General features: G+C 72.1%; 22 protein-coding genes. 13 read left to right on the forward strand and 9 right to left on the reverse strand.

Annotation, left to right across the window (positions count from 1 at the left end):
• Positions 1-8: 8 nt before the first annotated feature.
• Both JL475_RS23560 and JL475_RS23565 read left to right on the forward strand, forming a co-directional pair.
• Positions 9-992: an ATP-binding cassette domain-containing protein gene (locus tag JL475_RS23560; protein ID WP_202279843.1), complete on the forward strand. Its 984-nt coding sequence runs from the start codon at positions 9-11 to the stop codon at positions 990-992.
• A complete protein-coding gene (locus JL475_RS23565; RefSeq protein ID WP_202279845.1) occupies positions 989-1,780 on the forward strand; it encodes an ABC transporter permease in 792 nt (263 codons plus the stop codon). The genes JL475_RS23560 and JL475_RS23565 overlap by 4 nt, the downstream gene beginning before the upstream one ends.
• Before the next feature lie 201 nt (positions 1,781-1,981).
• Here the strand turns inward: JL475_RS23565 and JL475_RS23570 are convergent, their stop codons facing one another.
• Positions 1,982-2,527 (reverse strand): hypothetical protein, encoded by a 546-nt coding sequence (locus tag JL475_RS23570; RefSeq protein WP_202279847.1) that lies wholly within the window; start codon positions 2,525-2,527, stop codon positions 1,982-1,984.
• A gap of 466 nt (positions 2,528-2,993) precedes the next feature.
• On the opposite strand from JL475_RS23570, the gene JL475_RS23575 reads away from it, so the two are divergent.
• On the forward strand, positions 2,994-3,254 hold the full coding sequence (locus JL475_RS23575) for a hypothetical protein (RefSeq protein WP_202279849.1): 261 nt from the start codon (positions 2,994-2,996) through the stop codon (positions 3,252-3,254).
• A 402-nt stretch (positions 3,255-3,656) separates the two neighbouring features.
• On the opposite strand, the gene JL475_RS23580 is transcribed toward JL475_RS23575, so the two are convergent.
• The 3 genes from JL475_RS23580 to JL475_RS23590 all read right to left on the reverse strand — a co-directional run bounded on the left by JL475_RS23580 (position 3,657) and on the right by JL475_RS23590 (position 6,691).
• On the reverse strand, positions 3,657-4,040 hold the full coding sequence (locus JL475_RS23580; protein ID WP_202279851.1) for a DUF6269 family protein: 384 nt from the start codon (positions 4,038-4,040) through the stop codon (positions 3,657-3,659).
• 750 nt (positions 4,041-4,790) lie between these two features.
• Positions 4,791-5,660: a DUF3558 family protein gene (locus JL475_RS23585; protein ID WP_202279853.1), complete on the reverse strand. Its 870-nt coding sequence runs from the start codon at positions 5,658-5,660 to the stop codon at positions 4,791-4,793.
• 131 nt (positions 5,661-5,791) lie between these two features.
• On the reverse strand, positions 5,792-6,691 hold the full coding sequence (locus JL475_RS23590; protein WP_202279855.1) for a DUF3558 domain-containing protein: 900 nt from the start codon (positions 6,689-6,691) through the stop codon (positions 5,792-5,794).
• A 215-nt stretch (positions 6,692-6,906) separates the two neighbouring features.
• Between JL475_RS23590 and JL475_RS23595 the strand changes: the two genes are divergently transcribed.
• Entirely contained in the window at positions 6,907-8,100 is a 1,194-nt protein-coding gene (locus tag JL475_RS23595; protein ID WP_202279857.1) for an RtcB family protein, read from the forward strand.
• A 62-nt stretch (positions 8,101-8,162) separates the two neighbouring features.
• Here the strand turns inward: JL475_RS23595 and JL475_RS23600 are convergent, their stop codons facing one another.
• Together JL475_RS23600 and JL475_RS23605 are read right to left on the reverse strand one after the other, a co-directional pair.
• The gene (locus JL475_RS23600) at positions 8,163-8,939 is read right to left on the reverse strand and encodes an SDR family NAD(P)-dependent oxidoreductase (RefSeq protein ID WP_202279859.1); all 777 of its coding nucleotides are present in this window, start codon (positions 8,937-8,939) and stop codon (positions 8,163-8,165) included.
• A gap of 101 nt (positions 8,940-9,040) precedes the next feature.
• Complete coding sequence (locus JL475_RS23605) at positions 9,041-9,376, reverse strand: YnfA family protein (protein WP_109377578.1); 336 nt, start codon at positions 9,374-9,376, stop codon at positions 9,041-9,043.
• A gap of 106 nt (positions 9,377-9,482) precedes the next feature.
• Here JL475_RS23605 and JL475_RS23610 point away from each other — a divergent pair, with 106 nt between their 5' ends.
• From JL475_RS23610 to JL475_RS23640, 7 genes are all read left to right on the forward strand, one after another.
• Positions 9,483-10,568 carry an LLM class flavin-dependent oxidoreductase gene (locus tag JL475_RS23610; protein ID WP_202279862.1) on the forward strand — a complete coding sequence of 362 codons (1,086 nt, stop codon included), beginning with the start codon at positions 9,483-9,485 and terminating at the stop codon, positions 10,566-10,568.
• Between the two features lie 5 nt (positions 10,569-10,573).
• A complete protein-coding gene (locus JL475_RS23615) occupies positions 10,574-11,248 on the forward strand; it encodes a CE1759 family FMN reductase (RefSeq protein WP_202279940.1) in 675 nt (224 codons plus the stop codon).
• 207 nt (positions 11,249-11,455) lie between these two features.
• The gene (locus JL475_RS23620) at positions 11,456-12,274 is read left to right on the forward strand and encodes a response regulator transcription factor (protein ID WP_307825134.1); all 819 of its coding nucleotides are present in this window, start codon (positions 11,456-11,458) and stop codon (positions 12,272-12,274) included.
• A 123-nt stretch (positions 12,275-12,397) separates the two neighbouring features.
• On the forward strand, positions 12,398-13,807 hold the full coding sequence (locus JL475_RS23625; RefSeq protein WP_202279944.1) for a HAMP domain-containing sensor histidine kinase: 1,410 nt from the start codon (positions 12,398-12,400) through the stop codon (positions 13,805-13,807).
• Positions 13,808-14,003: 196 nt separating this feature from the next.
• A complete protein-coding gene (locus JL475_RS23630) occupies positions 14,004-15,272 on the forward strand; it encodes an ArgE/DapE family deacylase (RefSeq protein ID WP_307825135.1) in 1,269 nt (422 codons plus the stop codon).
• A 105-nt stretch (positions 15,273-15,377) separates the two neighbouring features.
• Positions 15,378-16,073 carry a hypothetical protein gene (locus tag JL475_RS23635; RefSeq protein WP_202279866.1) on the forward strand — a complete coding sequence of 232 codons (696 nt, stop codon included), beginning with the start codon at positions 15,378-15,380 and terminating at the stop codon, positions 16,071-16,073.
• A gap of 213 nt (positions 16,074-16,286) precedes the next feature.
• Entirely contained in the window at positions 16,287-16,952 is a 666-nt protein-coding gene (locus tag JL475_RS23640; protein ID WP_202279868.1) for a sigma-70 family RNA polymerase sigma factor, read from the forward strand.
• Between the two features lie 73 nt (positions 16,953-17,025).
• Here JL475_RS23640 and JL475_RS23645 read toward each other — a convergent pair whose 3' ends face one another.
• A complete protein-coding gene (locus JL475_RS23645) occupies positions 17,026-19,356 on the reverse strand; it encodes a heavy metal translocating P-type ATPase (protein WP_202279870.1) in 2,331 nt (776 codons plus the stop codon).
• A gap of 478 nt (positions 19,357-19,834) precedes the next feature.
• Positions 19,835-20,806 (reverse strand): ferritin family protein, encoded by a 972-nt coding sequence (locus JL475_RS23650; RefSeq protein WP_307825136.1) that lies wholly within the window; start codon positions 20,804-20,806, stop codon positions 19,835-19,837.
• Between the two features lie 427 nt (positions 20,807-21,233).
• Between JL475_RS23650 and JL475_RS23655 the strand changes: the two genes are divergently transcribed.
• Entirely contained in the window at positions 21,234-21,626 is a 393-nt protein-coding gene (locus tag JL475_RS23655; RefSeq protein WP_202279872.1) for a DUF302 domain-containing protein, read from the forward strand.
• 140 nt (positions 21,627-21,766) lie between these two features.
• Here JL475_RS23655 and JL475_RS23660 read toward each other — a convergent pair whose 3' ends face one another.
• On the reverse strand, positions 21,767-22,342 hold the full coding sequence (locus tag JL475_RS23660; RefSeq protein WP_202279874.1) for a rhodanese-like domain-containing protein: 576 nt from the start codon (positions 22,340-22,342) through the stop codon (positions 21,767-21,769).
• A 296-nt stretch (positions 22,343-22,638) separates the two neighbouring features.
• On the opposite strand from JL475_RS23660, the gene JL475_RS23665 reads away from it, so the two are divergent.
• Positions 22,639-23,802, forward strand: coding sequence for an MFS transporter (locus JL475_RS23665; protein ID WP_307825137.1), 1,164 nt, complete (start codon positions 22,639-22,641; stop codon positions 23,800-23,802).
• The last annotated feature ends 12 nt before the right edge of the window (positions 23,803-23,814 follow it).

Below are 23,814 nucleotides of genomic sequence, written 5' to 3' on the forward strand. Positions count from 1 at the left end.
GCGCAGTTATGACAACAGCGATACTCGCGGAAGGTCTGTGCAAACGCTATGGAAAGCATGAGGCGCTGAAGGGCGTCGACCTTTCCGTACCGGCCGGGACGGTCCTCGGGGTGCTGGGCCCCAACGGCGCTGGCAAGACCACCACCGTCCGCATCCTCGCCACGCTGCTGGAGCCCGACGCCGGACGTGCCACGGTCGCCGGCTTCGACCTGGCCCGGCAGGCCCACGAGGTCCGCAAGAACATCGGCCTGACCGGCCAGTACGCGGCGGTCGACGAGCGGCTCACCGGACGGGAGAACCTCCATCTGATCGGCGTGCTGCTGCACCAGGGCCGGCGCAACGCCAAGGCCCGTGCCGTCGAACTGCTGGAGCAGTTCGACCTCACCGAGGCCGCCGACCGCCCGGCCAAGACCTACTCCGGAGGAATGCGGCGCCGCCTCGACCTGGCGGCGAGTCTGGTCACCCGTCCGAAGGTGCTGTTCCTCGACGAGCCGACCACTGGTCTCGACCTGACCAGCCGTCTGGTGCTGTGGCGGATGATCCGTGAGCAGGTGGACAACGGGGTGACGGTGCTGCTGACCACGCAGTACCTGGAGGAGGCGGACCAGCTGGCCGACCAGATCGTGGTCATCGACACCGGCCGGGTCATCGCCGACGGCACCCCGGACGAGCTGAAGCGGAGGGTCGGCGGGGACCGGCTGGAGGTCACCGTGGCCTCCCCCGCCGACCTCGCGGCGGCGACCCGGGCGCTGGCCGCGGTGTCTCTGGACGAACCCTCGGTCGACGAGACGGAACGGCGGGTCTCGGTACCGCTGGCCGGTGGTGTCAAGGCCATCGCCGCGGTTGCCTCCGAGCTCGAGGCGGCCGGTGTCGAACCGGAGGACTTCGCGGTGCGCCGCTCCTCCCTCGACGATGTCTTCCTTGCCGTGACCGGGCAGACCAACCCCGCCACCGCGGAGAACCCCGCGGAGAAGAAGGAGCAAGCGGCATGATCCAGGCGGTCGGCGACTCGTTCGCACTGATGGGCCGGCAGCTGAAGCACATCCGGCGGATGCCGGAGCAGTTGCTCGGCCTGACCATCATGCCGGTGGCATTCGTCGTGGTGTTCGGGTACCTCTTCGGCAGTGCCATGCAGGTGCCGGGTGAGGGCGGCTATCAGGAATACATCATGGCGGGCATCTTCGTGCAGGTGATGCTCAGCAACATCCTTTCCACGGCGGTCGGCGTCGTCGGCGACCTGAACAACGGGCTGATGGACCGTTTCCGCTCGCTGCCCATCGCCCGCAGCTCCGTGCTCCTCGGCCGTACGCTCTCCGACGCCGTGCTGGCCGCCTGGACCTGCGCCGTGATGGCCGGCGTGGGATACCTCATCGGATGGCGGGCGCACAACGGCATCCTGCAGACGCTGGCCGGCTTCGGCCTTCTGCTGCTGATGGGCTTCGCGATGTCCTGGGTGGGCGCCCTGCTCGGCCTGGCACTGCGGAACGCGGAAACAGTCAGCGCCATGTCCAGCGTCATCATGATGCCGCTGGCGTTCCTGTCCAACGCGTTCGTGCCGACGGACGGGCTGCCGGGCTGGCTGCGGAGCATCGCCGAATGGAACCCGGTGACCGCCGTGGTCTCGGCCTGCCGTCAGCTGTTCGGAAACGAGCTGGGCACCACCGGTGAAGCGCTCACCGCCCAGTACCCGATCCAGAGCGCCCTGGTGATCCTGGCGGTCCTGCTGGCGGTCGTGATCCCGCTGGCCGGAAAGACGTACCGTTCCGCCTCCAGCCGCTGAGCCGTACCGACCGGCACCGGGGATCGCGGTCCGTGCCGAAATGATCAGGACCGGTGCCGGTCGGCACCGGTCCTGATCGACGTTCGGCGGCGCGTGGTCCGTCCCGGGCACGACGCAGGAAGCCGCCGCGCTCCGGGCCCGACGCGAAGAGGGAGGCGTCGGCGGTGGGCGCGGCGGCTGGAAGCGGACGGAAGGGGTGGGTCAGCGGGATCTGCGGTGCCGCAGATGGTAGGAGACCGTGACGGCCATGAGCAGGGGCCCCCAGGCGAGCAGCGGCGCGTAGACGGTGCCCATCACCGTGAGGCCCGTGCCGGAGAGGTTCCCGTGGTCGACCTGGTTCCATATCAGCAGCTGACTGAACGACACCAGGGTCATGGCCAGGGCTCCGAGTGAGGCCACGACGACGGGGAACACGGGCGGGATCCTCCTCCCTCCCACGAGGGGGACGGCGCGCGGCAGCCGTTCGCCCCAAGGGCTCACGAGGCCCAGGGTGAGCAGGGCGAGGCACTCGACGAGCAGGCTGAGCCCGATCAGGTTGAGCGTCCCCCAGCCGGGGACGTCGTAGTCCCGGCGCAGTGCTTCCGCGGTGAACCCGACGGGTATGCCGACGGCCATGGCGATGCGCCACAGGCTGGAGGGCAGGGCGCACAACGGCACCGCGTGAGCGGCCCACCGGGCCCATCGTGGAGGGGGCGGGACGGCAGCGCGTGCCGCGGGGTCGGCGACGTCGTCGATCGTTGTGGTCATGAACCCAGACTCTCCTTTGCTCACCGGCCGTACAACGGCCGGGGGGACCAGTTCCTTTTCCTCCTTCAGGAGGAGGAAAAGGAGTGCCGGTCCTTCCCAGGGATCATCACAATCCCATGCTGCGACCTTTCTTTCCGGGCAGGAAAGGCGGAGTTCGCGAACAGGTTCGGATGTCGTCGCGGTCCGGGGCCCGACGACCGGCCGGTCGGGACGGCGGTCACCCGCTCGGCGAGCGCGGGTCGGCCTTCCCCGGTGAATGCAATCCGAAAACGATGACATGCAGATGTGTCCGGTAGAGGCCACGGCGGAAAGGAAAGGTTCATGTGCGCCGCTGTGAATCCTCCTGTCTTTCGGTTCGTTGTCATCTTGCGGTCAATTCGCGGGTTCATGCGGGGGAGTGCGGATCGTGCGGCTCGTAGCATCGGCCGCGGAACATTCCCTGTCGGAAGCGACCCCAGGAGGGCAGATGTCCATGCTCAGCGCGTCCGTGCGAGGACACACGCCCGGCCGCGGGCTCGTTCCCGTCGCCGCCCGGGGTGAGCCGGACCTCGAGTCCAGGCTGCTCCACCGCATCGACCAGGTGGAGGAGGCGCTCCGCGAGTGCGTCGGTGCGACGGACCCGTGCGTCAGCGAGCTCGCCGGCCATCTCATGGCCGCGGGCGGCAAGCGGTTGAGACCGCTCCTGGCGCTATCGGCCGGCACGGCAGGCGCTCGGCGCGATCTGTGACTTCGTGGCCGCCCGAAAGGGCTGCCCCGTACCGCGGGGCTGCATCATGCCGGCGAACGGCGCTGCGGTGACAGCCCGGCGGTCGGCCTCGAGGCGATGCGGGAAGAAGCGTTGCGGGGTCCTCCGGGGCGCGGCACTCCGTGGGCGGGCCGACCGCCTCGGAGCTGCTGGACCTGCTGCCCTCGACGAGAGGCCGTTCCGCGAAACGGAGCCGTTGCGGCGGCAGTCGGCGAGCGGGTGCGCGGACCACGGGAACGCCGGCGGCACACCGACGGGATGGCCACCGGGCGGAGAACGGTGCACGGCCGTCTGGGGGAACCAGCCGCGACGGTCGACAGGAGCCCGGGCGCCTGCCGACCGGTCGGCACGCGCCCGGGCTCCTGCCGGGAACGCGGTGGAACGTCAGCCGCAGCCGCCCGCGTGCCCCTCGTCGAATCCGTAGGACGTAAAGACGTAGTCGTTCGAGAGGCCCTGTACCGCCGACCGATTCAGCGACTCGACGTAGAGGGACAGCAGGCTGCTCCACGGGGCACTCGGGTCGAGATTCGGAGGCTCGCTGCAGGAAATATTCCCGGAGTCGTATCCTCCGGTGGGTCCTTCGCTCTGGGGCGAGATTTCCGCGAGTATCTCCCGGAGGGTTTCCGGATCGAGGGTCGCCTCGCTGTCCAGATTTTCCGCGAAGTCCAATCCCGCCTGGTCCAGCCAGGAGGTGAACTCATGATCGAAATTTCTCATGATTTCGGCTTCGCTCAGTATGTCCGCACGATGCGAAGACTGATCCTTCACCTTTGGCTCCCTGATTTGCTCAGGCCTCTCTGAATTCATCTCCTGAAGGGTATGCGTAGGCCAGTTGCATTGTCCACAAGGTTCTGTGAAAAGACGTCACGCATTGATGTAGATTGCATCGGGCCTGGTGTCCGACAGGTGAACACCTCCGGCAGCCGGTCGAGCCGCGCTACGACCTGGCCGCCTCGCACGCCCTCCCCCGCGTGGAAGGAACGACCTGGTCGGGCTCGCCGGGCGGGGTGCTGACAGGTCGTCCGGGGGCGCGCCCTGCCGGGCGGTGGTGTCACCACGACCAGGCGGGTACGCCTGCCCGGATCGTCGGGCGCCTCCATCTCCTTCAGGTCGAACTTCCCCACCGGGCTGCCCTCGGGGGCGTCGCAGGTGGACTGGGCGAAAGCTGCCGCCGGTCATCCTCGACCGGCCGAGAGCCCCGTACAGGGGAATCTGCCGGCCGGTGTCGGGGGCCTGGCCCATGACGGCGACGACCGTGGCCAGTTCGGGGGTGCAGCCCGTGGACGGCCTCCACCGACACCACGAACAGGACGGGGATCACCGTGCATCCCCACACCGAGCGGGTCCGGCCAGGCCGCCGCGCCGTTGAAGGCGATCGTGGCCGCCGTCAGCTCCTCTTGCGTGTTGTTGCGCGCAACAGAGTGGCACATGTGTGCGGGGGACGGGTGGCCGGTTCCGTGTCGGAGCCTCACCGCACGTTCCCGTGCACGCCTTCGTGCACGCTTCTGTGCCTGTTCGTCAGCTCTTCGACGCCGAGGGGGACGCCGGCTCCAACGACGCACCGCTCCCGGAGGCCCCGCCGTCTCCGTCGCCCTTGTCGCCCTTGTCGCCCTTGCTGTCCTTGTCGCCCTTGCTGTCCTTGTCGGCCTTGGTCCCGGTCACGGACGTCACCGCTTCGGCGGCCGCCTTCTTCGCGTCCTTCATCAGGTCGTCGGCGTTCGGCGTCTTGTCCCCGGCGAGGCCCGCCCCGTTGTAGTCGAGGGTGACGACCACGTTCTCGACGCGTGCCACCACCGTCTGCTGCTTGAAGGTGCCTTCCTTCTTCTTCAGGTCGTAGCGCACGGCCGTCGCCTCGTCGCCGGTGCCGGAGAGCGGCTCCGCCTCGACATCCTTGGCGCCGTCGGTGGCCTGGGCGTCCTTGACCTGCTTGTCGTAGTACTCCTTGGCCAGTTCGTCGCCCGCGCCGCGTGCGGTGTCCGAGTCGAAGCGCAGCATCGACACGTTCAGCCAGCGGAACTGCGAGCCGTCCACACCGTTGTCGGTGAGGCTGTCCCAGGAGCAGCCGGCCCGCGTGGCGATGTCGTCGGACTGGCCCTCCTTGCCCGACTTCGCCTTGGGCACGAGGTCGTCCAGGGTCTTCTCCGACAGGACGTCGCACGCCTCCGGGAGGTCCGTGTACACCGCCGCCCGCACCGTCGGGGACGGGCTCGCGGACGCCGACGCGGAGGTGTCGGCCGCCTTGTCCTCGCCGCCCTCGGAGCCGGAGTCCGAGGAGCAGCCGGCGGCGATCAGCATCGCGGGGACGGCCGCCGCGCAGACAAGAACGCGGTTGAGGCGCTTGGCTCGGTGGTCACGCTGTGCTCGTCGCTGCATGGTTCCTTCACTCATGACGCTCGTGTTCCCTGTGGTCGAACCTGCGGTCGAAAAGGGGTCCGAGGGGTCACCGTACGCGGTGCGCCGTTCGTGTGGTCGTCCTTCGGGTGCTTTGTGCAGGGCGGTGGAGGGAGTGTGAGCGAGGCTCAGCCGCTGAGCGAATCGGCCAGCAGGGACGCCAGTTTCCTTGCCCTGTCCTGCATTTCCTTGCTGTCCGGGACGGCACCGACGGTCGCCGGCTGCTCCGTGTACTCGATCGTCACGATCACGTTGGACGTGCGGAACGCCACAGTCACCGTGCGCTGCTCGGCGGTCGAACCGGAGCGGCTCAGCTCGTCGTCGATGAAGGCCTCGTCGCCGAACTCCTCCAGGACGCGGGGCTGGAGGCCGGAGGGCGAAGTGGACGGCGACGCGGGGGAGGAGCCGCCGGCGGACGGCGAGCCGGAAGCCGAGGACGCGGCGTCGGACGGCGCGGAGGAACCTGAAGAACCAGAGGAGTCAGAGGAACCAGTGGAATCGGGAGAGTCGGGGGAGTCGGAGGAAGCCGGCGAGGGCGATGTGCCCGGGTCGGCGGAACCGGACTCCGTGGCCGTCGGCTTCGGAAGGCCGGCCGCCTCCTGCTTCGCCGCGAAGAGCTGCTGGGCCTGGTTGTCGTCGCTGACGGCGTTGTCGTAGGAGACGACCCGCTCGAGGTCGATCACCAGGCGATCGGTGGCCTGGGACGACTCCACCTTCCAACGGCAGCCCACCTTGCGGTCGGTGTCGTACGTGAGGGTCGCCTCGCCCGCGTACGCCTTCTCGCGCTGCGCCGGGTCGGCCATCTCCCTGATGCCGGGCAGGAGTTCGTCGAGCGTCTTGGTGCCGACCGTGCCGCAGGGCTCGGGAAGCGTGGCGTACCTGCCCGGCTGGGCCGCCGGGGAGGCCGTGCCGACGCTGCCCGGGTTGGAGCTGTCCGACTGGCTTCCGCTGCCCGGACTTCCGGTGCATCCGGCCAGCAGGGCCGCGAGGAGCGCGGTGACGCCGGGTACGTATGCCCTCCGCTGCACGGCCGGGCTCCTCTCGACGGGCGGGTGCGGGCCGAAGCCCGCCGGGTCTCTCAGTGTCCCCGCTGGTTAATCGCTTGCCGCACGGGGGCGCCCCCGGCAGACAATGTGTATCGCACGCACTGCCGTGAACGCCGGTCCGAAGTCCGCTTCGTCGACCTGAGCGACGGTTTTTTCTCTTTTATGCTTATGTTGCCGTTCGGGGGAATGAGGAAGATATGTCGTACGTGGAGATGCCGGGCGCGAAGGTGCCGATCCGTATGTGGACGGATCCGGCGACGGTGGAGGAGGGCGCCCTCCAGCAGCTGCGGAACGTGGCGACCCTGCCCTGGATCAAGGGCCTCGCCGTGATGCCGGACGTGCACTACGGCAAGGGCGCGACGGTCGGCTCGGTCATCGCGATGCAGGGGGCGGTGTGTCCGGCGGCGGTGGGGGTCGACATCGGCTGCGGGATGTCGGCGGTGAGAACGTCCCTGAGGGCCGACGACCTGCCGGGCGACCTGTCCCGGCTGCGCTCGAGGATCGAGCAGATGATCCCGGTCGGGCGCGGGATGCACGACTCCCCCGTGGACCCGACCCGGCTGCACGACTTCGCGACCGGCGGCTGGGACGACTTCTGGGGGCGCTTCGACGGCGTGGCGGAAGCGGTCAGGTTCCGCCAGGAGCGGGCCGCGAAGCAGATGGGAACGCTCGGGTCGGGCAACCACTTCGTCGAGGTCTGCACGGACACCACCGGTGCGGTCTGGCTGATGCTGCACTCCGGTTCCCGGAACATCGGCAAGGAACTGGCCGAGCACCACATCGGGGTGGCGCAGAAGCTCCCGCACAACCAGGACCTGGTCGACCGCGACCTCGCCGTCTTCGTGGCGGACACCCCGCAGATGGCGGCCTACCGGAACGACCTGTTCTGGGCGCAGGAGTACGCGAAGCGAAACCGTTCGATCATGATGGCGCTGCTGAAGGACGTGATCCGCAAGGAGTTCAAGAAGGCGAAGCCGGCCTTCGAGGCGGAGATCAGCGCGCACCACAACTACGTGGCCGAGGAGCGCTACGACGGCATGGACCTGCTCGTCACCCGCAAGGGGGCGATCCGCGCGGGCTCCGGCGAGTTCGGGATCATCCCGGGCTCCATGGGCACCGGCTCGTACATCGTCAAGGGCCTGGGCAACGCCGATTCGTTCAACTCGGCGTCGCACGGCGCCGGCCGGCGCATGAGCCGCAACGCGGCGAAGCGGCGCTTCTCGACGAAGGACCTGGAGGAGCAGACGCGCGGCGTGGAGTGCCGTAAGGACTCCGGTGTCGTGGACGAGATCCCGGGCGCGTACAAGCCGATCGAGCAGGTCATCGACCAGCAGCGGGACCTCGTGGAGGTCGTGGCGAAGCTGAAGCAGGTCGTCTGTGTGAAGGGCTGAGTGAAGGGCCGGCCCGCCGCGTCGCGTAGGGCACGGCCGTCACGTCGCGTGCGGTGCGGCCGTCACGGCTCCCGGTGGACCTTCGTGTTCGACGCCTGGGCCCGGGGGCGCACGACCAGCAGGTCGATGTTGACATGGCTCGGGCGGGTCACCGCCCAGGTGATGGTGTCGGCGACGTCGTCCGCGGTGAGCGGCTCGGCGACGCCCTCGTACACCTTGGCGGCCTTCTCCGCGTCGCCGTCGAAGCGGGTGAGGGCGAACTCGTCGGTCTTCACCATGCCCGGCGCGATCTCGATGACGCGCACGGGCCGGCCGACGATCTCCAGGCGGAGGGTCTCGGCGAGGACGTGTTCGGCGTGCTTGGCGGCGACGTAGCCCGCGCCGCCCTCGTAGGTGGCGTGGCCGGCCGTCGAGGAGACGATGACGACCGTGCCATCGCCGCTCGCCTCCAGCCGGGGCAGCAGGGCCTGGGTGAGGTGGAGGGTGCCGATGACGTTCGTCTCGTACATCCGGCGCCAGTCGTCCGGGTCGCCGGTCGCGACCGGGTCGGCGCCCAGCGCGCCGCCCGCGTTGTTGACCAGGACGCCGATGGTCCGGAACGCGGTGGCGAACTCGTCGACGGCCGCGCGGTCGGTGACGTCGAGCGGGTACGCGGTCGCCGCGTGGCCGGCCGCGTTGATCTCCTCGGCGAGCGCCTCGATACGGTCCTTGCGGCGGGCGGTGAGGACGACGCGGTAACCGGCCTCGGCGAGCCCGCGGGCCGTGGCGGCGCCGATACCGCTGCTCGCGCCGGTGACGACGGCGATGCGAGACGCTGCGGACGGTGCGGCGGTGGCCATGGGCTGCTCCTCCGGGTGGATCCATGTGGACGGTGCCGTGCCGGGCCAGCATATGCGGGCCACCAGGGCGTGTCCGGGCCCGTCCGGGCGCGGGCGCGTGGTCAGCCGTTGCGCGGCGCCCACATGATCACGGCCATTCCGGCCAGGCAGATCAGGGCGCCGGTGATGTCCCAGCGGTCCGGGCGGTAGCCGTCCGCGAGCGCGCCCCACAGGATCGACCCGGCGACGAAGATGCCCCCGTACGCGGCGAGCACGCGGCCGAAGTGCGCGTCGGGCTGGAAGGTGGCGACGAACCCGTACGCGCCGAGGGCGAGGACGCCGCCGGTCGCCCACATCCAGCCGCGTTGTTCCCGCACGCCCTGCCAGACCAGCCAGGCACCCCCGATCTCCAGGATCGCGGCGAGGACGAACAGGGCGGCGGAGCGGGCGATCAGCATGCGGGCAGCTTCGCAGACCGGATGCGGGATACCGGAATAAGGGGGGAGGGGGAGCGGTTGAGCCGGTTATAGTTGAACCGTCAACCAATTTGGAGGGTGAACGGCCATGCAGTTCGGGATCTTCAGCGTCGGCGACGTCACGCCCGACCCCACGACGGGGCGTACCCCCACCGAGCGCGAGCGGATCAAGGCCATGGTCGCCATCGCGCTGAAGGCCGAGGAGGTGGGCCTGGACGTGTTCGCGACCGGCGAGCACCACAACCCGCCGTTCGTCCCGTCCTCGCCCACGACCATGCTCGGCTACATCGCCGCGCGCACGGAGCGGCTGATCCTCTCCACCTCCACCACCCTCATCACCACCAACGACCCGGTGAAGATCGCCGAGGACTTCGCCATGCTCCAGCACCTGGCCGACGGCCGGATGGACGTGATGATGGGGCGCGGCAACACCGGACCGGTCTACCCCTGGTTCGGCCAGGACATCCGCCAGGGCATCAACCTCGCCATCGAGAACTACGCCCTGCTGCACCGGCTGTGGCGCGAGGACGTCGTCAACTGGGAGGGCAAGTTCCGCACCCCGCTGCAGGGCTTCACCTCCACGCCCCGCCCGCTGGACGACGTACCGCCGTTCGTCTGGCACGGGTCGATCCGCTCGCCCGAGATCGCCGAGCAGGCCGCCTACTACGGTGACGGTTTCTTCCACAACAACATCTTCTGGCCGGCCGACCACACCAAGCGGATGATCGAGCTCTACCGGACCCGGTACGCGCACTACGGGCACGGCACGGCCGAGCAGGCGATCGTCGGCCTCGGCGGGCAGGTGTTCATGCGGAAGAACTCGCAGGACGCCGTGCGCGAGTTCCGTCCGTACTTCGACGTCGCCCCCGTCTACGGGCACGGGCCCTCGCTGGAGGAGTTCACCCGGCAGACCCCGCTGACCGTGGGATCCCCGCAGCAGGTCATCGAGAAGACGCTGTCCTTCCGCGACTACGCGGGCGACTACCAGCGCCAGCTGTTCCTCATGGACCACGCGGGACTGCCGCTGAAGACCGTGCTCGAGCAGCTCGACCTGCTCGGCGAGGAAGTGGTGCCGGTGCTGCGCAAGGAGTTCGCCAAGGACCGCCCGGCCGACGTGCCGGACGCGCCGACGCACTCCTCGCGGCTGGCCGGCCGGGAAGTGAGCAAGGCATGAACGCCATGAACATCGTCGTCGTGTCGGCCGGGCTGAGCGTGCCGTCGTCCACCCGCCTGCTCGGGGAGCGGCTGGCCGCCGCGGCCACCGGGCAGGCCCCGTCCGATGTGCCGGTGATCGAACTGCGGGACCTCGCGGTGGACATCGCGCACAACTTCACCAGCGGTTTCCCGGCTCCGGCGCTCGCCGAGGCGATGGACGCGGTGACCGGGGCGGACGGGGTGATCGTGGTCACGCCGGTGTTCTCGGCGTCGTACAGCGGGCTGTTCAAGTCGTTCTTCGACGTGCTCGGCGCGCGGGACCGGGAGGCCCTGGCCGGCAAGCCGGTGCTGATCGCCGCGACCGGGGGCACGCCCCGGCACTCGCTGGTGCTGGAGCACTCCCTGCGGCCCCTCTTCGCCCACCTGCGCGCGGTCGTCGTCCCCACCGGGGTGTACGCCGCGTCCCAGGACTGGGGCGACAAGGGCCTGGACGCCCGGATCGACCGGGCGGCGGGCGAGCTGGCCGCCCTGGCGGGCGCCCTGCCCGCCGTCGGCGACGGGACGGTCAACGGCAACGGCAGCGAGGCGGACGGCGACGCGATCCGTGTCACCCGCGGGGGCGCCGTCGACGACAAGTTCGACGCGCGCAACGTGGTGCCGTTCGAGGAGCAGCTGGCCGCGCTGCGGTCGGCCGGCTGAGGGCCGCCCCCTCAGCCCCACGACTCCCGGCGGTCTTACAGGGACAGCGGCCGCCGGGTGAGACGACCGGATCCGGTCGTTCGCGAGGGTCCGGTCGCGGGCAGGGACGCCCGCGACCGGACCGCGGCGAGGTGAGAGCGAGGTAAGAAGGCGGCCCTTCGGTCACTGCTCCGTCCGGCGGACGGCGGTGCTTGGCACACTGGCACGGTGCCCCCTACCGCGCCCCGCACCCACACCGTGCTGCTCGCCGAAGACGACCGCGCCATCCGCAACGCCCTGGAGCGCGCCCTGACCCTGGAGGGCTACCGGGTCACGGCGGTCGCCGACGGCGTCGAGGCGCTGGCACAGGCCCACCGCAGTCGGCCCGACGTCCTGCTGCTGGACGTGATGATGCCCGGCATCGACGGGCTCCAGGTGTGCCGGGTGCTGCGCGCAGAGGGCGACCGCACCCCCGTGCTGATGCTGACGGCGCTGGTGGAGACCGCCGACCGGATCGCCGGACTGGACGCGGGCGCCGACGACTACGTCGTCAAGCCGTTCGACGTCGAGGAGGTCTTCGCCCGGCTGCGAGCCCTGCTCCGCCGGGCAGTCCCCGCGCCCGCACCGGCCTCCGCGCCCGACGGGACGCCGACGGCGCAGGAGCAGCCGAACAGGCAGAACGCGCAGAACGCGCGGGAGTCGGAGGAGACGCGGAAGCCGGGGAAGACCCCGAGCACCGCTCCGGGGCGGCACATCGCCGCGGCCGGGGTGCGCATGGACCCGCAGGCACGCCGGGCCTGGCGTGGGCAGCGGGAGCTGGAGCTGACCCGCACCGAGTTCGAACTGCTGGAGCTGCTGATCCGCAACGCGGGCATCGTCCTCGACCACTCCACCATCTACGACCGTATCTGGGGCTACGACTTCGGCCCCGGCTCCAAGAACCTCGCCGTCTACGTCGGCTACCTGCGCCGCAAGCTCGACGAGCCCGGAGCGCCGCGGCTGATCCACACGGTGCGCGGGGTGGGTTACGTGCTGCGGGAGGACTGAGTGGCGTCGGACACCTCGAGCACCTCTGGCACCTCCGGCACGTCGGGTTTGCGGAAGGCCTCACACGTCTCACGCGTCCCGGACCGTGCGTACCGGCCCTCGCCGCGGGCCCGGCGGTGCCGGCTGCCGCTGCTGTCGCTGGGCACCAAGTTCGCGGTGGCGTTCGCCGCCGTGACGGCCACGATCACCGTCCTGGTCGGCATCCTGTCGTACAGCGCCGCCGCGAGACTCGTACGGGTGGACCAGCAGAGCGTGTTCGACGAGGTCGTGGAGGACCTGCGCGGCGAGGTCAGGTCGAACCGGATGTCACCGCTCGACTTCTCCTCCGCCGCCCCCGGGCACGACCTGGTGCGGCCCGCCCGGACGGACGTCCAGGTGCTGGGGCCGGACGGCCGGATCGTCGACCCGGGCGACCCGGGGCTGCCGGTGGTCGACGCCGACCGCGTGGTCGCGGGGGCCGCCACGGCCGGGCGGGTGGTCGAGCACGCGGACGTCGACGTCGGCGACGACATCTACCGCGTCGCGACCGTCGCGCTGGGCGAGGGCCGGGGCGCGGTCCAGATCGCGCAGGAGTTCAGCGACACCGAGGACCTGCTGCGGGCCCTCCAGCAGCGCACCCTCGTCCTGATGGCGGCGGTGGTGGTCGGGGCCGGTCTCTTCGGCTGGTGGCTGGCCCGGCGCATCACCCGCCGCCTGGTCGTCCTCACCGACGCCGCCGAGGACGTCGCCCGCACCCGCAGGCTCGGCATCCAGGTACCCGTCGCCGGCCGGGACGAGGTGGGGCGGCTCGGCCGCGCCTTCGACCGGATGCTGGGACGGCTCGCCCAGTCCGAGGACGACCAGCGCCGGCTCGTCCAGGACGCGGGGCACGAACTGCGCACCCCGCTCACCTCGTTGCGGACCAACATCTCCCTGCTGCGCCGTATCGACGAACTCCCGCCGGACACCCGTGAGGAACTCGTCGCCGACCTCTCCCAGGAGGCCCGTGAGCTGACCGACCTGGTCAACGAGCTCGTCGAGCTGGCGGCCGGCCAGTCCGACACCGAGCCGCCGCGACGCGTCGACCTCGCCGACATCGCCCAGGACGTGGCGGGGCTGGCCCGGCGCCGCAACGGACGGAAGATCATCGTCCAGGCGAGCGGCGACACCACGACCGACGGACGGCCCGGGATGCTGACCCGGGCGGTGTCCAACCTGGTCGAGAACGCGGTCAAGTTCGACCGGGACGGCACGGCGCCCATCGACATCACCGTCGCGGGGCCCGCGCGACCGGGCACGGTGCGGGTGGAGGTCCGCGACCGGGGGCCCGGTATCGCGGCCGCCGACCTGATCCGCGTCTTCGACCGCTTCTACCGTGCCGCCGACGCCCGCTCCCTGCCCGGTTCGGGCCTCGGCCTGTCCATCGTGCGCGAGGTGGCCCTGGCCCACGGAGGCGCACCGTACGCGGTACGCCGGGCCGGCGGCGGCACGGTGATCGGCTTCACGGTGGGCGGCGTCCCCCTGACGCACCACGACACGGAACCGGGCCCCTGACGTCTGACGGGCGACGTCTGACGGGTGACGGGTGACGGGTGACGGGTGACGGGTGACGGGCGGACGGGCGGACGGGCGGACGGGCGGACGGGTGATCGGGATCGCCACCCCGTCGCCGCGTACCGGAGGCCGGGGGTGAGCATGTATGCGGTCGGGGGTGCGCCGCACGCGCTCCCGGGAGGGGAGGAGCGGCAACGTGCTGACCGACGAGGAGGCCGCCGCGCTGGCGGCGATCGACGAGGCGGCCCTGGGGCGGACCCTGATGGAGCTGATCGCGGCGCCGAGCGTGACCGGGAGCGCCGCCGAGTCCGAACTCCAGCACCAGCTGGCCGGCCGGCTGGAACGGCTGGGGCTGGAGGTCGACCTGTGGTCCATGGACCTGCCCGCGCTGCGCGCCCACCCCGGTTTCCCGGGCATGGAGGTGCCCCGTGAGGAGGCGTGGGGCCTGGTCGGAACCACACAGGACGGCGGCGACGGACCCACCCTGATCCTCCAGGGCCACGTCGACGTCGTACCGCCCGGCGACCTCGAGGCGTGGGGGGACGGCGGCCCGTTCGTACCGCGGGTGACCGGGGACGTGGTGCACGGACGCGGCGCCTGCGACATGAAGGCGGGGCTCGCCGCGCACCTCGCCGCGCTCGCCGCGATACGGACGGCCGGGATACGGCTGCGCGGCCGGGTCGCGGCCCACTTCGTGGTCGGCGAGGAGGACGGCGGCATCGGCGCGTTCGGCACCCTGGAGCGCGGACACCGGGGCGACGCCTGCGTCATCGCCGAGCCCACCGGGGGCACCCTGATCACCGCGAACGCGGGCGCGCTGACGTTCCGTCTCGCCGTGCCCGGCAAAGCGGCGCACGGCAGTGCGCGGGAGCAGGGAGTCAGCGCCGTCGACGCCTACCTGCCCCTGCACCGGGCGCTGGCCGCCCTGGAGACCGAGCGGAACCGGAACCCGTCCCCGCTGCTCGCCGAGTACCCGATCCCGTACGCCCTGTCGGTGGGCACCGTGCGCGCCGGGGACTGGGCGAGCAGCGTGCCGGACCTGCTGGTCGCCGAGGGCCGGCTCGGCGTACTCCTGGACGAGGACCCGGCCGAGGCGCGGGCCGCCCTGGAACGGTGCGTGGCCGAGGCCTGTGCCGCCGACCCGTGGCTGCGCGACCACCCGGCGACGGTGACCTGGCCGGGCGGGCAGTTCGCGAGCGGCCGCCTGCCGGAGGGCCACCCCCTGCCGGACGTCGTCGGCGCCGCCCACACCGACGCGACGGGCGCCCCGCCGCCCCGACTGCGGGGCGCGACCTACGGCAGCGACCTGCGCCACTACACCGGCGCGGGCATTCCGACGCTGCAGTTCGGGCCGGGAGACATCGAGGTGGCCCACAGCCCCCGCGAACGGGTCTCCCTGCGGGAGACGGTGGCGGTGGCCCGGACCCTGGCCCTCACGGTGCTGCGCACGGTGGGCACCAAGTGAGGGGCGCCGGGTGATGTGAATCACCGGGACAGTGCTGAGTGCCGGGCCGGGATGGTTTCCGTACCCCCTCGTGACAGCGAGGCCGGAATGCGAGGATGAGCCGCCATGACTGCCGGGTGGTGCTTCCGCACGACACGGGCCGCGGTCTTCGCGGCCGTCTGCGTGCTGCTCGCCGCCCTGGGGCACGTCCTGATGTCGGGCACCGGGGTGCCGTGGTGGTCCCTCGCCGCCGGAACGGCGGTGACCGGCGGTGCGGCGTGGTGCCTGGCCGACCGGGAGCGCGGACCCGTCCTCGTCTCCTCCGTCGTGACGGCCGCGCAGGCGGCACTCCACCCGTGGTTCTCGTACGCGCAGGAGCTCGCGGCGACGTCCACCACGGGCGGCGCGAGCGACGGCACGCACTCCATGCTCCATGTGACCCACAGGGGTCGTGGAAGCTCCGTCGCGGAGCCGATGGGCCCCCTGGGCGCGATGGACTCCATGGCGGGGACGGGCCACACGGTGGGCCACACCGTGGACGGGATGTCCCTGTCCTCCGCGGGCATGCTCGCCGCCCACCTGCTGGCCGCGCTGCTGAGCGGGCTGTGGCTCGCGTACGGCGAACGCGCGGTTTTCCGCATCCTGCGGGCCGTCGCCGGATGGCTGGCCGCACCGCTGCGGCTGCCGCTCGCTCCCGCCGCACCACTGCGTCGCCCGCGCGTCGCCACCCGCCACCGCCGCACGGCCCACCGGCCGTACCGGCTGTTCCTCGTGTACGCGATCACTCCTCGGGGCCCGCCGGCGGGGACCGCTGTCGTCTGAGACAGCCGGTTCCCCGACACCGCCCAGGGCGCCCCGCGCCCGGACGGCGGCTCGGGCAACGGACGTACGCCGCCGTGCGCGCGTAGGTCCGCCACCCCCACGCCGACACCGGATCCGCCGCGCGCCGTGCGCGGCCGGTCCGCATGCCGGATCTCCGCTCCGTTCGCCGGGTTCCCGCATGCCGGACCTCCGGACTCCCGAGAAGGACATCAGGTGATCAGTCCTGCCCTGTTTGTCGCACCGTCTGCCGCATCGTCTGCCGCATCCGGCACGACGCCGCGCACCGCGGGAACACATGACGAGAGGACGGCCCTCGACGAGTCGACCACGACCTGGGCACTCGCCGCCCGCGGTGGCGACCCGGAGGCCGTGGAGAACTTCGTCCGCGCCCTGCACCGAGACGTCCGCCACTTCGTCACCCGCCTCAGCGCCGACCCCCAGGCCGCCGACGACCTCGCCCAGGACACCTTCCTGCGGGCCCTCGGCAGCCTGCACCGCTTCGAGGGGCGTTCCTCCGCCCGCACCTGGCTGCTGTCCGTCGCCCGGCGCGCGGTGATCGACAGCTACCGGCACGCGTCCGCCCGCCCCCGTCTCCTCGACACCGACGACTGGCAGACCGCCGCGGAGGGCGCCCAGGAGCGCGGACTGCCGGGCTTCGACGACGGCGTCGCGCTCACCGAGCTGCTGGACGCGCTGCCCGCGGAACGCCGCGAGGCGTTCGTCCTCACCCAACTCCTCGGCCTGCCCTACGCGGAGGCGGCCGAGCTCAGCGACTGCCCGGTCGGTACGGTCCGTTCCCGCGTCGCCCGGGCCCGCTCCGCACTGATCCGGGCCCTGCACGACGCCGACCGAGCCGAACCGGTGGGCGCGGCGGCCTGACGAAGGAGGCCCTGGCGCGGTCACCGCTTCGGAGCTCTCGCCCCGTGAACGACGGTCCTCCTCGCTCCGTCGTTCACGGGGCGAGGGAGAAGTAGTTCTCCTCTTCCTGGGTGAAGTGGAGGCGCAGCACGGTGTTCAGGCCGTAGAGGCACGAGCGCAGGTCGTCGAGTTGTCCGGGGGAGAGGCCGCCGTCCGCGTGAGCCAGTTGCACGTGGGTGGCGACGCGGCGGGAGAGGCGTTCGATCTCGGTGTGGGCGCGGCTCATGGTGGCGGTCGCCTCGGGGCCGCCGAGCGCCGGCGCGAGGGCGGGGTAGAGCTCGTGCTCCTCGGCGTACTCGTGCGGCAGCAGCCGTTCGGTCAGCAGCCGGTGGGTCTCCTCGACGGCGGCCAGGGCCTCGGGGCCGGGGCTGTCGGAGAGGCGGTCGGCGGCATCGCGTACGGATTCGAGGACGTCCTGGAGGTCGTCGTGTTCGGCGGCGAAGCGGTGGATGAGGGCTTCGGCGGCGGGGGTGAGGGCCGGTCGTGCGGCCTGCCCCACACGCAGGGCGCGCAGGGCGTTGACGATGACGGCGACGTCGATGCCCTCCTGGAGCAGAGCGCCTGCGGCGGGCGGGAGAAGGCCGGCGGCGGCCGCGGCCATGGCGGCCAGGGACAGCAGCATGCCGCCGAGGGCGCTTTGGACGGCGATGTGCCGGGCGCGCTGGGCGATGGTGACGGCGTCGGCCAGGCGGGCGACGCGATCGGTGGTCAGGACGATGTCGGCGGCCTCGGAGGAGGCGGTGGAGCCGCGGGCGCCCATGGCGACGCCGATGTCGGCGGCGGCGAGGGCGGGGGCGTCGTTGACTCCGTCGCCGACCATGACGGTGACGGCGCGTTCGCGTTCGGCGCGTACGGCGGCGACCTTGTCGGCCGGGCTCAGTTCGGCGCGTACCTCGTCGAGGCCGAGGACGGCGGCGACTTCACGGGCGGGTGCGGCGCGGTCGCCGGTGAGCATCAGCAGTCGTTCGATGCCCGCTGTGCGCAGGTGGCGCAGAGTGCGTGGCGCGTCGTGGCGGATGGGGTCACGCAGCAGGACGGCGCCGGTCAGGTGTCCGTCGACGGTGAGCCAGGCGACGGCCGCGCCGTCGAGGAGGGCACGGTTGTCGACCGCCCCGGCCCAGGCCGGCCGCGCGTCCGCGGTGTTCGTACGACCGATGAAGATCCGGTGCCCGTCCACGGTCCCGGTGGCGCCCCGGCCCGGTTCCTCGGTGACGTCGGAGGGGACCGACAGAGCCAGTCCGCGTTCCCGGGCGGCATCGACGATGGCCCGGGCCAGGACGTGCGGCGAGTACTGGTCGAGCGAGGCCGCCAGGCGGAGGACCTCGGCGGGTCGGGCGTCGGGAGCGGCGATGACGTCGACGACGCGGGGGCGTCCCCCGGTGAGGGTGCCGGTCTTGTCCAGCACCAGGGTGCGGGCCCGGCCGAGGTTCTCCAGCGCGCCGCCGTCGCGGATGACGACGCCGAGGCGGGAGGCGCGGGAGAGGCCGGAGACGATGGCCACCGGGGCGGCCAGCAGCAGCGGGCAGGGAGTGGCGACCACCAGGACGGCGACCGCGCGCACCGCGGAGCCGCTGATCAGCCAGGCCAGACCCGCCACCGCGAGCGACAGGGGCAGGAACCAGGCGGCATAGCGGTCCGCCAGCCGCACGACGGGCGCGGACTCGGCGCCGGCCTGCCGCGCCAGCCGCACGATCCCGGCGTACGTGCTGTCCTGTTCGGTGGCCGTGGCGCGCAGCTCGAACGCGCCCCCGGCGTTGACCACACCGCTGCGCACCGGCTCGTCCCGGGCCCGCTCGACCTGGAGGGACTCACCGGTGAGTACCGATTCGTCGAGAACGGCGGCGGGGCTCTCCACCCGGCCGTCGACGGGAACCACCTCGCCCGGACCGACGACGAGGAGATCGCCGACGGCGACCTCGGCCGACGGCACCGTGGCCACCCCGGCGTCGGTGCGGCGGCGGGCAGAACGCGGCGCGTGTTCCAGCAGGGCACGCAGATCGTGGGAGGCGCGCCGCTGGGCCGCTGTCTCCAGGGTGCGACCGGTGGCGAGCATCAGCGCGATCAGGGCACCGGCCAGGTACTCGCCGACGGCCAGGGTGCCGCCGAGCGCGAGTACGGCGATGAGGTCCACACCCGCGTGCCCGCGCCGCAGGGCGACGAGCACCCACGCCACCGCGGGGACGACGGCGGAGAAGGTGCCCAGCGCCCAGAGGAGGTCGGCCAGGCCGCCGGCGCCGGTGAGCCAGGCGACCCCGCCGGCGGTCAGAGCCACCGCGGTGACGGCCAGGAGGACGGGTTCGAGCCGTGGCGGCACGGCCGCCGCGGTCGGGCGACGCAGCCGTGTGGTGAACGTGCGGTGAGTCATGGCGTACCTCGGTCCGTCCGGCGAGGCGAGCGTGGGCCGGTCCCCTTCATCAGCATCCATCAGCTTTCATCACACCGCGCCACCGGGAGGGGGCGGCAAGGGACGTCCGGCCGGCCGGTGGCGTACCAGCCCGCCAGCAGCCGGACGCCGACGGGCTCGTCCGGCGGGGGAGCGCGGTGGTGGCCGGTGAAGGGTTCCGCGGCCGAGGAGTTCACCGCCCGGCTCCCGGGTGTCCTCCGACGGGCCTGTGGCCTGCCCGCTCATGAGCGTCACCTGCCTCCCGGACGGTGGCGCGGGCCGCGCCGACTTCTCCTGTCCTCCAGCTTGCGACGTGGCCGGGCGGGCAGGGGCCGTTCGTCCCTCGGCAGCGCCGCCCGGGTCGTGCCCCCACCCTGACGCCGGGGGTGATGCCGTGACCGGCCGGGCGGACCGTGGTCCGCCCGGCCGGTCACACCGGGATCCCCTGGGTGTGGAGCGGTCAGCCCAGCTGGTCGAGCGCCTTCTGGAAGGCGGCGCCGTGCCGGGCCTCGTCCGCGGCGGTGTCGCGGAAGAAGCGGGCGGCGGCGGTGTCACCGGCGGCGGTGGCCTGCTCGGCGAACCCCGGGTACAGGGTGGTCGCCTCGTGGCGCTCACCGGTGATGGCCTTGCTCAGGTTCTCCTTGGTGCTGCGCACCAGACCGGCCAGCACCGCCTCGCCGGCGAGGTGCTCCCGCAGTTCGGTCTCGGCCGTGCCCTCCCACAGGCGGGCCAGCGCCGGATGGCCGCTCTGCCTGGCGTGGGCGGCGAAGAGCATGTACTTGGCGTGGGCGAGCGCCTCGCCGTGCATGGCGGTGTCCAGGTTGGCCTTGGTGCGGGCGGCCTTCACCTTCGGCAGCCCCGAGGGCACCGACACCACGTCGGCCTTCAGCGGTGCCGGGACGGTGCCGTGGCCGGTGGTCACGGCAGCCAGGGCCGTGCGGAAGGCGTCGCGGTGGCGGCCCTCGTCCGCGGCGATCTCGCTGAAGAGCTTCGCGGCTTCGAGGTCCCCGTCCTGCCGGGCCTGGTCGGCGAAGCGCCGGTACATGACCTCGTGCTCGTAGGTCTCGCCGTTGATGGCCTGGCGCAGGTTGGCGGCGTTGCCGCCGACCACGCCGAGGAGGGTGGCCGCCTCGTGCAGGTGCTCGTTCAGCTCGGTCTGCGCCGTGGTGCGGAAGAGCCGGGCGACGGCCGGGAGGCCCTGGCGGTCGGCCTCGGCGGCGAAGAGGCCGTAGACGGCGTGGGCATACGCCTCGCCCTGCATGGTGGTGGTCAGGTCGGCGATGGTCTGCGCCTGCAGGGCCCGGCCGGCGGTGTGCGGTGTCGGTTGCCCTCCGGTCGGGACGGCCAGCGCCAGGGCCGGCGTCGCCGGCGCGGCGGTGGCGGCCAGTGCGCACAGACCCACTACGAGCGTACGTATCGGGTGGTGGGACACGATCTCCTCCTTTGGAGGTTTCTCGGGTGACAGCCCCTGCCTCATACGACCCGTACTCGTACTGGGCTGCCCCTTTGGGGTAGCCCCTTCGGGTGACTCACGGAGCGTGTCCGGGACTCGGCGCGCGGCACGCCCCATGCGCGTGGTAAGGCGGCATCCCGAAGGCTCCGGGCACAGGCCCGACGACCCGCTCCGGCAGTGGATCCGGTGGACCGGCAGCCTCCGGGCCTTGAGCATGACCGGCCCCGGTGCCTCGGCGAATCCGCCCATCGGGCAGAAGGCCTCGACCCAGCCCGCGGGGCGGGCGCCAAGTGCCCTCGGAGAATCGCGACGAGCGAGGTGGGTCTCGTGTCGACGGCCCCGGCCGGGTACCCGGCCGGGTGTCACGGAAGCGTCCGTCCGCCCGCATCGGAGTCAAGGAGCACACATGTCCTACGACCGCACCGTCCGCCTCGACACCGACTTCGCCACCGCGGTCACCCGGGTTCGCCAGGCCCTCGCCGACCAGGGCTTCGGCGTCCTGACCGAGATCGACGTCACCGCCACCCTCAAGACCAAGCTGGGCCGTGACATGGAGGACTACCTGATCCTCGGTGCCTGCAACCCGCCCCTCGCCCACCAGGCGCTGGAGGTCGACCGCTCCGTCGGCCTGCTGCTGCCGTGCAACGTCGTCGTCCGCCGCGACGGCGGCACCACACTCGTCCAGGCCCTCGATCCCGCCACCATGGTCACCCTCACCGGCCTGCCCGCGCTCGAACCCGTCGCCGGAGAAGCCCGGCGCCTGCTGGACGCCGCCCTCGCCGCCCTGTCGGCCACCTGACCCGCCGGGGTCGCCGGACGGGAGGCGGACCACGGAAGTCGTCTTCCCGGGACCGGTCGGGACCGGCTGCGGTCACCGAGGGCACACGGAGGGCGGGACCCGGTCCGTGCCGGGTCCCGCCCTCCGTGTGCCCCTGCGCGTCAGCGGTCGCGCAGGGCGGCCAGTGTGTTGTCGAGGTCTGCGGCCCGGGGTCGGTTGTGGGGCAGCTTGGCCAGCATGACGGCCACGCCGCAGGTGTTGGTGACGGCGGAGAAGACCAGGCCTGCGGCGATGCCCGCGGACAGGAGCTGGAAGGCGGGGTGGACCAGCAGGCCGAGGAGCAGTCCGAGGAGCACGACGGTTCCGGCGGTGAAGCGGACCTGCCGCTCCATGCCCCAGGCGGCGCGGGACGTGCCCTTCGGCCGGTGCAGGTCGTGGCCGTCGGCGGCCCAGGCGCCGGTGCCGCCGCTGAGGGTGGCGGTGGCGACGCCGTTCTCCGCGAGGATCCGGCAGGCGGTCTCGGAACGGGCGCCGGAGGCGCAGACGACCAGGACGTCGCCGCGTTCCGAAGCGTGGCGGATGTCGGGCAGGGCGCGCTGGATCTGGTCGAGGGGGATGTTGAGAGCGCCCGGGAGGTGGCCGCCCGCGTACTCACCCGGGGTGCGTACGTCGATGACGGTCAGCTCGTGCAGGCGGCTGCGTGCCTCGTCGGTTCCGAGAGCGGTGGGCGTGGTCATGGCAGATGTCATCCTTGATTCGTCGACGGTGCCCCCATCCGGAGGAGTGTAGTACCCCCAGGGGTATCTTCCGCGAGGTGTCGCTTGTCGCATCCGGCAGCCGCTGCGCAGGGGCGCCGGCGCCGCGACCGACGGCCGGAGAGGGGGGCGAACCGGGCTCGCGGTCTCGGGGTGGTTCTCGCGGCCTGGGAGTGGTTAGGGTCGGCCTTCGGTCGTAGCGCGCGAGAGCAGAGGAACAAGACATCGGTCCGGGGGCAGCGGTGAACGTCGGTGTGCAACGCGGAGCGATCGCTGCCGTGCAAGTGCTCGGTCTCGCCGTGTGGTTCTCCATGTCGGCGGTGGTGCCCAGCCTGCGGAACGACTGGGGGCTCACCGCCGGCGGCGCGGTATGGCTGACGGCCTCCGTGCAGTTCGGCTTCGTCGCCGGGGCCGTGGCCTCGACCGCCCTGAACCTGGCGGACCGCGTCCCGCCCCAGCGCCTGCTCGCCGCCAGTGCCGCGGCAGCCGCCGCCTGCACCGTGGTGCTGGCCCTGTCCGCCGACCGGCCGGCCGTCGCCGTCCCGCTGCGATTCATGACCGGGATGTTCCTGGCCGGGGTCTACCCCACCGGCATGAAGCTCATGGCCTCCTGGTCCGGCAGCGCCGGACGGGGCAGGACCATGGGCGTCCTCATCGCCGCCCTCACCCTCGGCTCCACCCTGCCCCATCTCATAGCCGGCGTGGGCTCACTGCCCTGGCGCGGTGTTCTGCTCGCCGCGGCGGCAGCCGGGCTCCTGGGCTCCGTCATCTCCCTGGCCCTCATCCGGCTCGGCCCCCACGCGGCACCGACCGCACCCGCCCGCAACCCCCGGTACGCGCTGACCATGTTCACCGAACGCGGGCCGCGCCTGGCCAATCTCGGCTACTTCGGACACATGTGGGAGCTCTACGCCCTGTGGACCTGGATTCCGTCCTTCCTGCTGGCGGCCTCCGCCGGGAGAGGACTCCCGGGCTCGGTGGGGATCACGGTGTTCCTCAGTATGGGAATCGGCGGGGCGGTCGGCTGCCTGCTCGGGGGCTGGGGCGCGGACCGCTTCGGCCGCTCTCCCGCCGCCCTGGCGGCGCTTCTCCTCAGCGGCCTGTGCTGCCTGCTCTCCCCGCTCTTCTTCCACGCTCCGCCGCTGCTCCTGTTCGCCTTCTGCGCGCTGTGGGGCGCTGCCGTGATCGCGGACTCAGGGGTGTTCTCGACATCGCTGAGCGAGGTCGCCGACCACCGCTACATCGGGACGGCGCTCACCGGCCAGACCGCGATCGGCTTCGCCCTCACCGTCATCAGCATCCAGCTCACCCCCCTGCTGGCCGAGGCCATCGGCTGGGAGTACGCCTTCCTCCTGCTCGTGCCCGGACCCCTCGCCGGCGCCCTCGCCATGCGCGCCTTCGGTAAAAGCGCCGCCTCCGCCCCCTCCCCGCAGGGCACCTGACGGCCTGACGGC

The sequence above is a fragment of the Streptomyces sp. M2CJ-2 genome (genome assembly GCF_016757295.1).
Lineage (GTDB): Bacteria > Actinomycetota > Actinomycetes > Streptomycetales > Streptomycetaceae > Streptomyces.

What these genes read in the sequence shown, in the direction of transcription:
- JL475_RS23560 (WP_202279843.1), top strand. Translation starts at nt 9, where the DNA reads ATGACAACAGCGATACTCGCGGAAGGTCTGTGCAAACGCTATGGAAAG.
- JL475_RS23565 (WP_202279845.1), top strand. Translation starts at nt 989, where the DNA reads ATGATCCAGGCGGTCGGCGACTCGTTCGCACTGATGGGCCGGCAGCTG.
- JL475_RS23570 (WP_202279847.1), bottom strand. Translation starts at nt 2,527, where the DNA reads ATGACCACAACGATCGACGACGTCGCCGACCCCGCGGCACGCGCTGCC.
- JL475_RS23575 (WP_202279849.1), top strand. Translation starts at nt 2,994, where the DNA reads ATGTCCATGCTCAGCGCGTCCGTGCGAGGACACACGCCCGGCCGCGGG.
- JL475_RS23585 (WP_202279853.1), bottom strand. Translation starts at nt 5,660, where the DNA reads ATGAGTGAAGGAACCATGCAGCGACGAGCACAGCGTGACCACCGAGCC.
- JL475_RS23595 (WP_202279857.1), top strand. Translation starts at nt 6,907, where the DNA reads ATGTCGTACGTGGAGATGCCGGGCGCGAAGGTGCCGATCCGTATGTGG.
- JL475_RS23600 (WP_202279859.1), bottom strand. Translation starts at nt 8,939, where the DNA reads ATGGCCACCGCCGCACCGTCCGCAGCGTCTCGCATCGCCGTCGTCACC.
- JL475_RS23605 (WP_109377578.1), bottom strand. Translation starts at nt 9,376, where the DNA reads ATGCTGATCGCCCGCTCCGCCGCCCTGTTCGTCCTCGCCGCGATCCTG.
- JL475_RS23610 (WP_202279862.1), top strand. Translation starts at nt 9,483, where the DNA reads ATGCAGTTCGGGATCTTCAGCGTCGGCGACGTCACGCCCGACCCCACG.
- JL475_RS23615 (WP_202279940.1), top strand. Translation starts at nt 10,574, where the DNA reads ATGAACATCGTCGTCGTGTCGGCCGGGCTGAGCGTGCCGTCGTCCACC.
- JL475_RS23635 (WP_202279866.1), top strand. Translation starts at nt 15,378, where the DNA reads ATGACTGCCGGGTGGTGCTTCCGCACGACACGGGCCGCGGTCTTCGCG.
- JL475_RS23645 (WP_202279870.1), bottom strand. Translation starts at nt 19,356, where the DNA reads ATGACTCACCGCACGTTCACCACACGGCTGCGTCGCCCGACCGCGGCG.
- JL475_RS23655 (WP_202279872.1), top strand. Translation starts at nt 21,234, where the DNA reads ATGTCCTACGACCGCACCGTCCGCCTCGACACCGACTTCGCCACCGCG.
- JL475_RS23660 (WP_202279874.1), bottom strand. Translation starts at nt 22,342, where the DNA reads ATGACCACGCCCACCGCTCTCGGAACCGACGAGGCACGCAGCCGCCTG.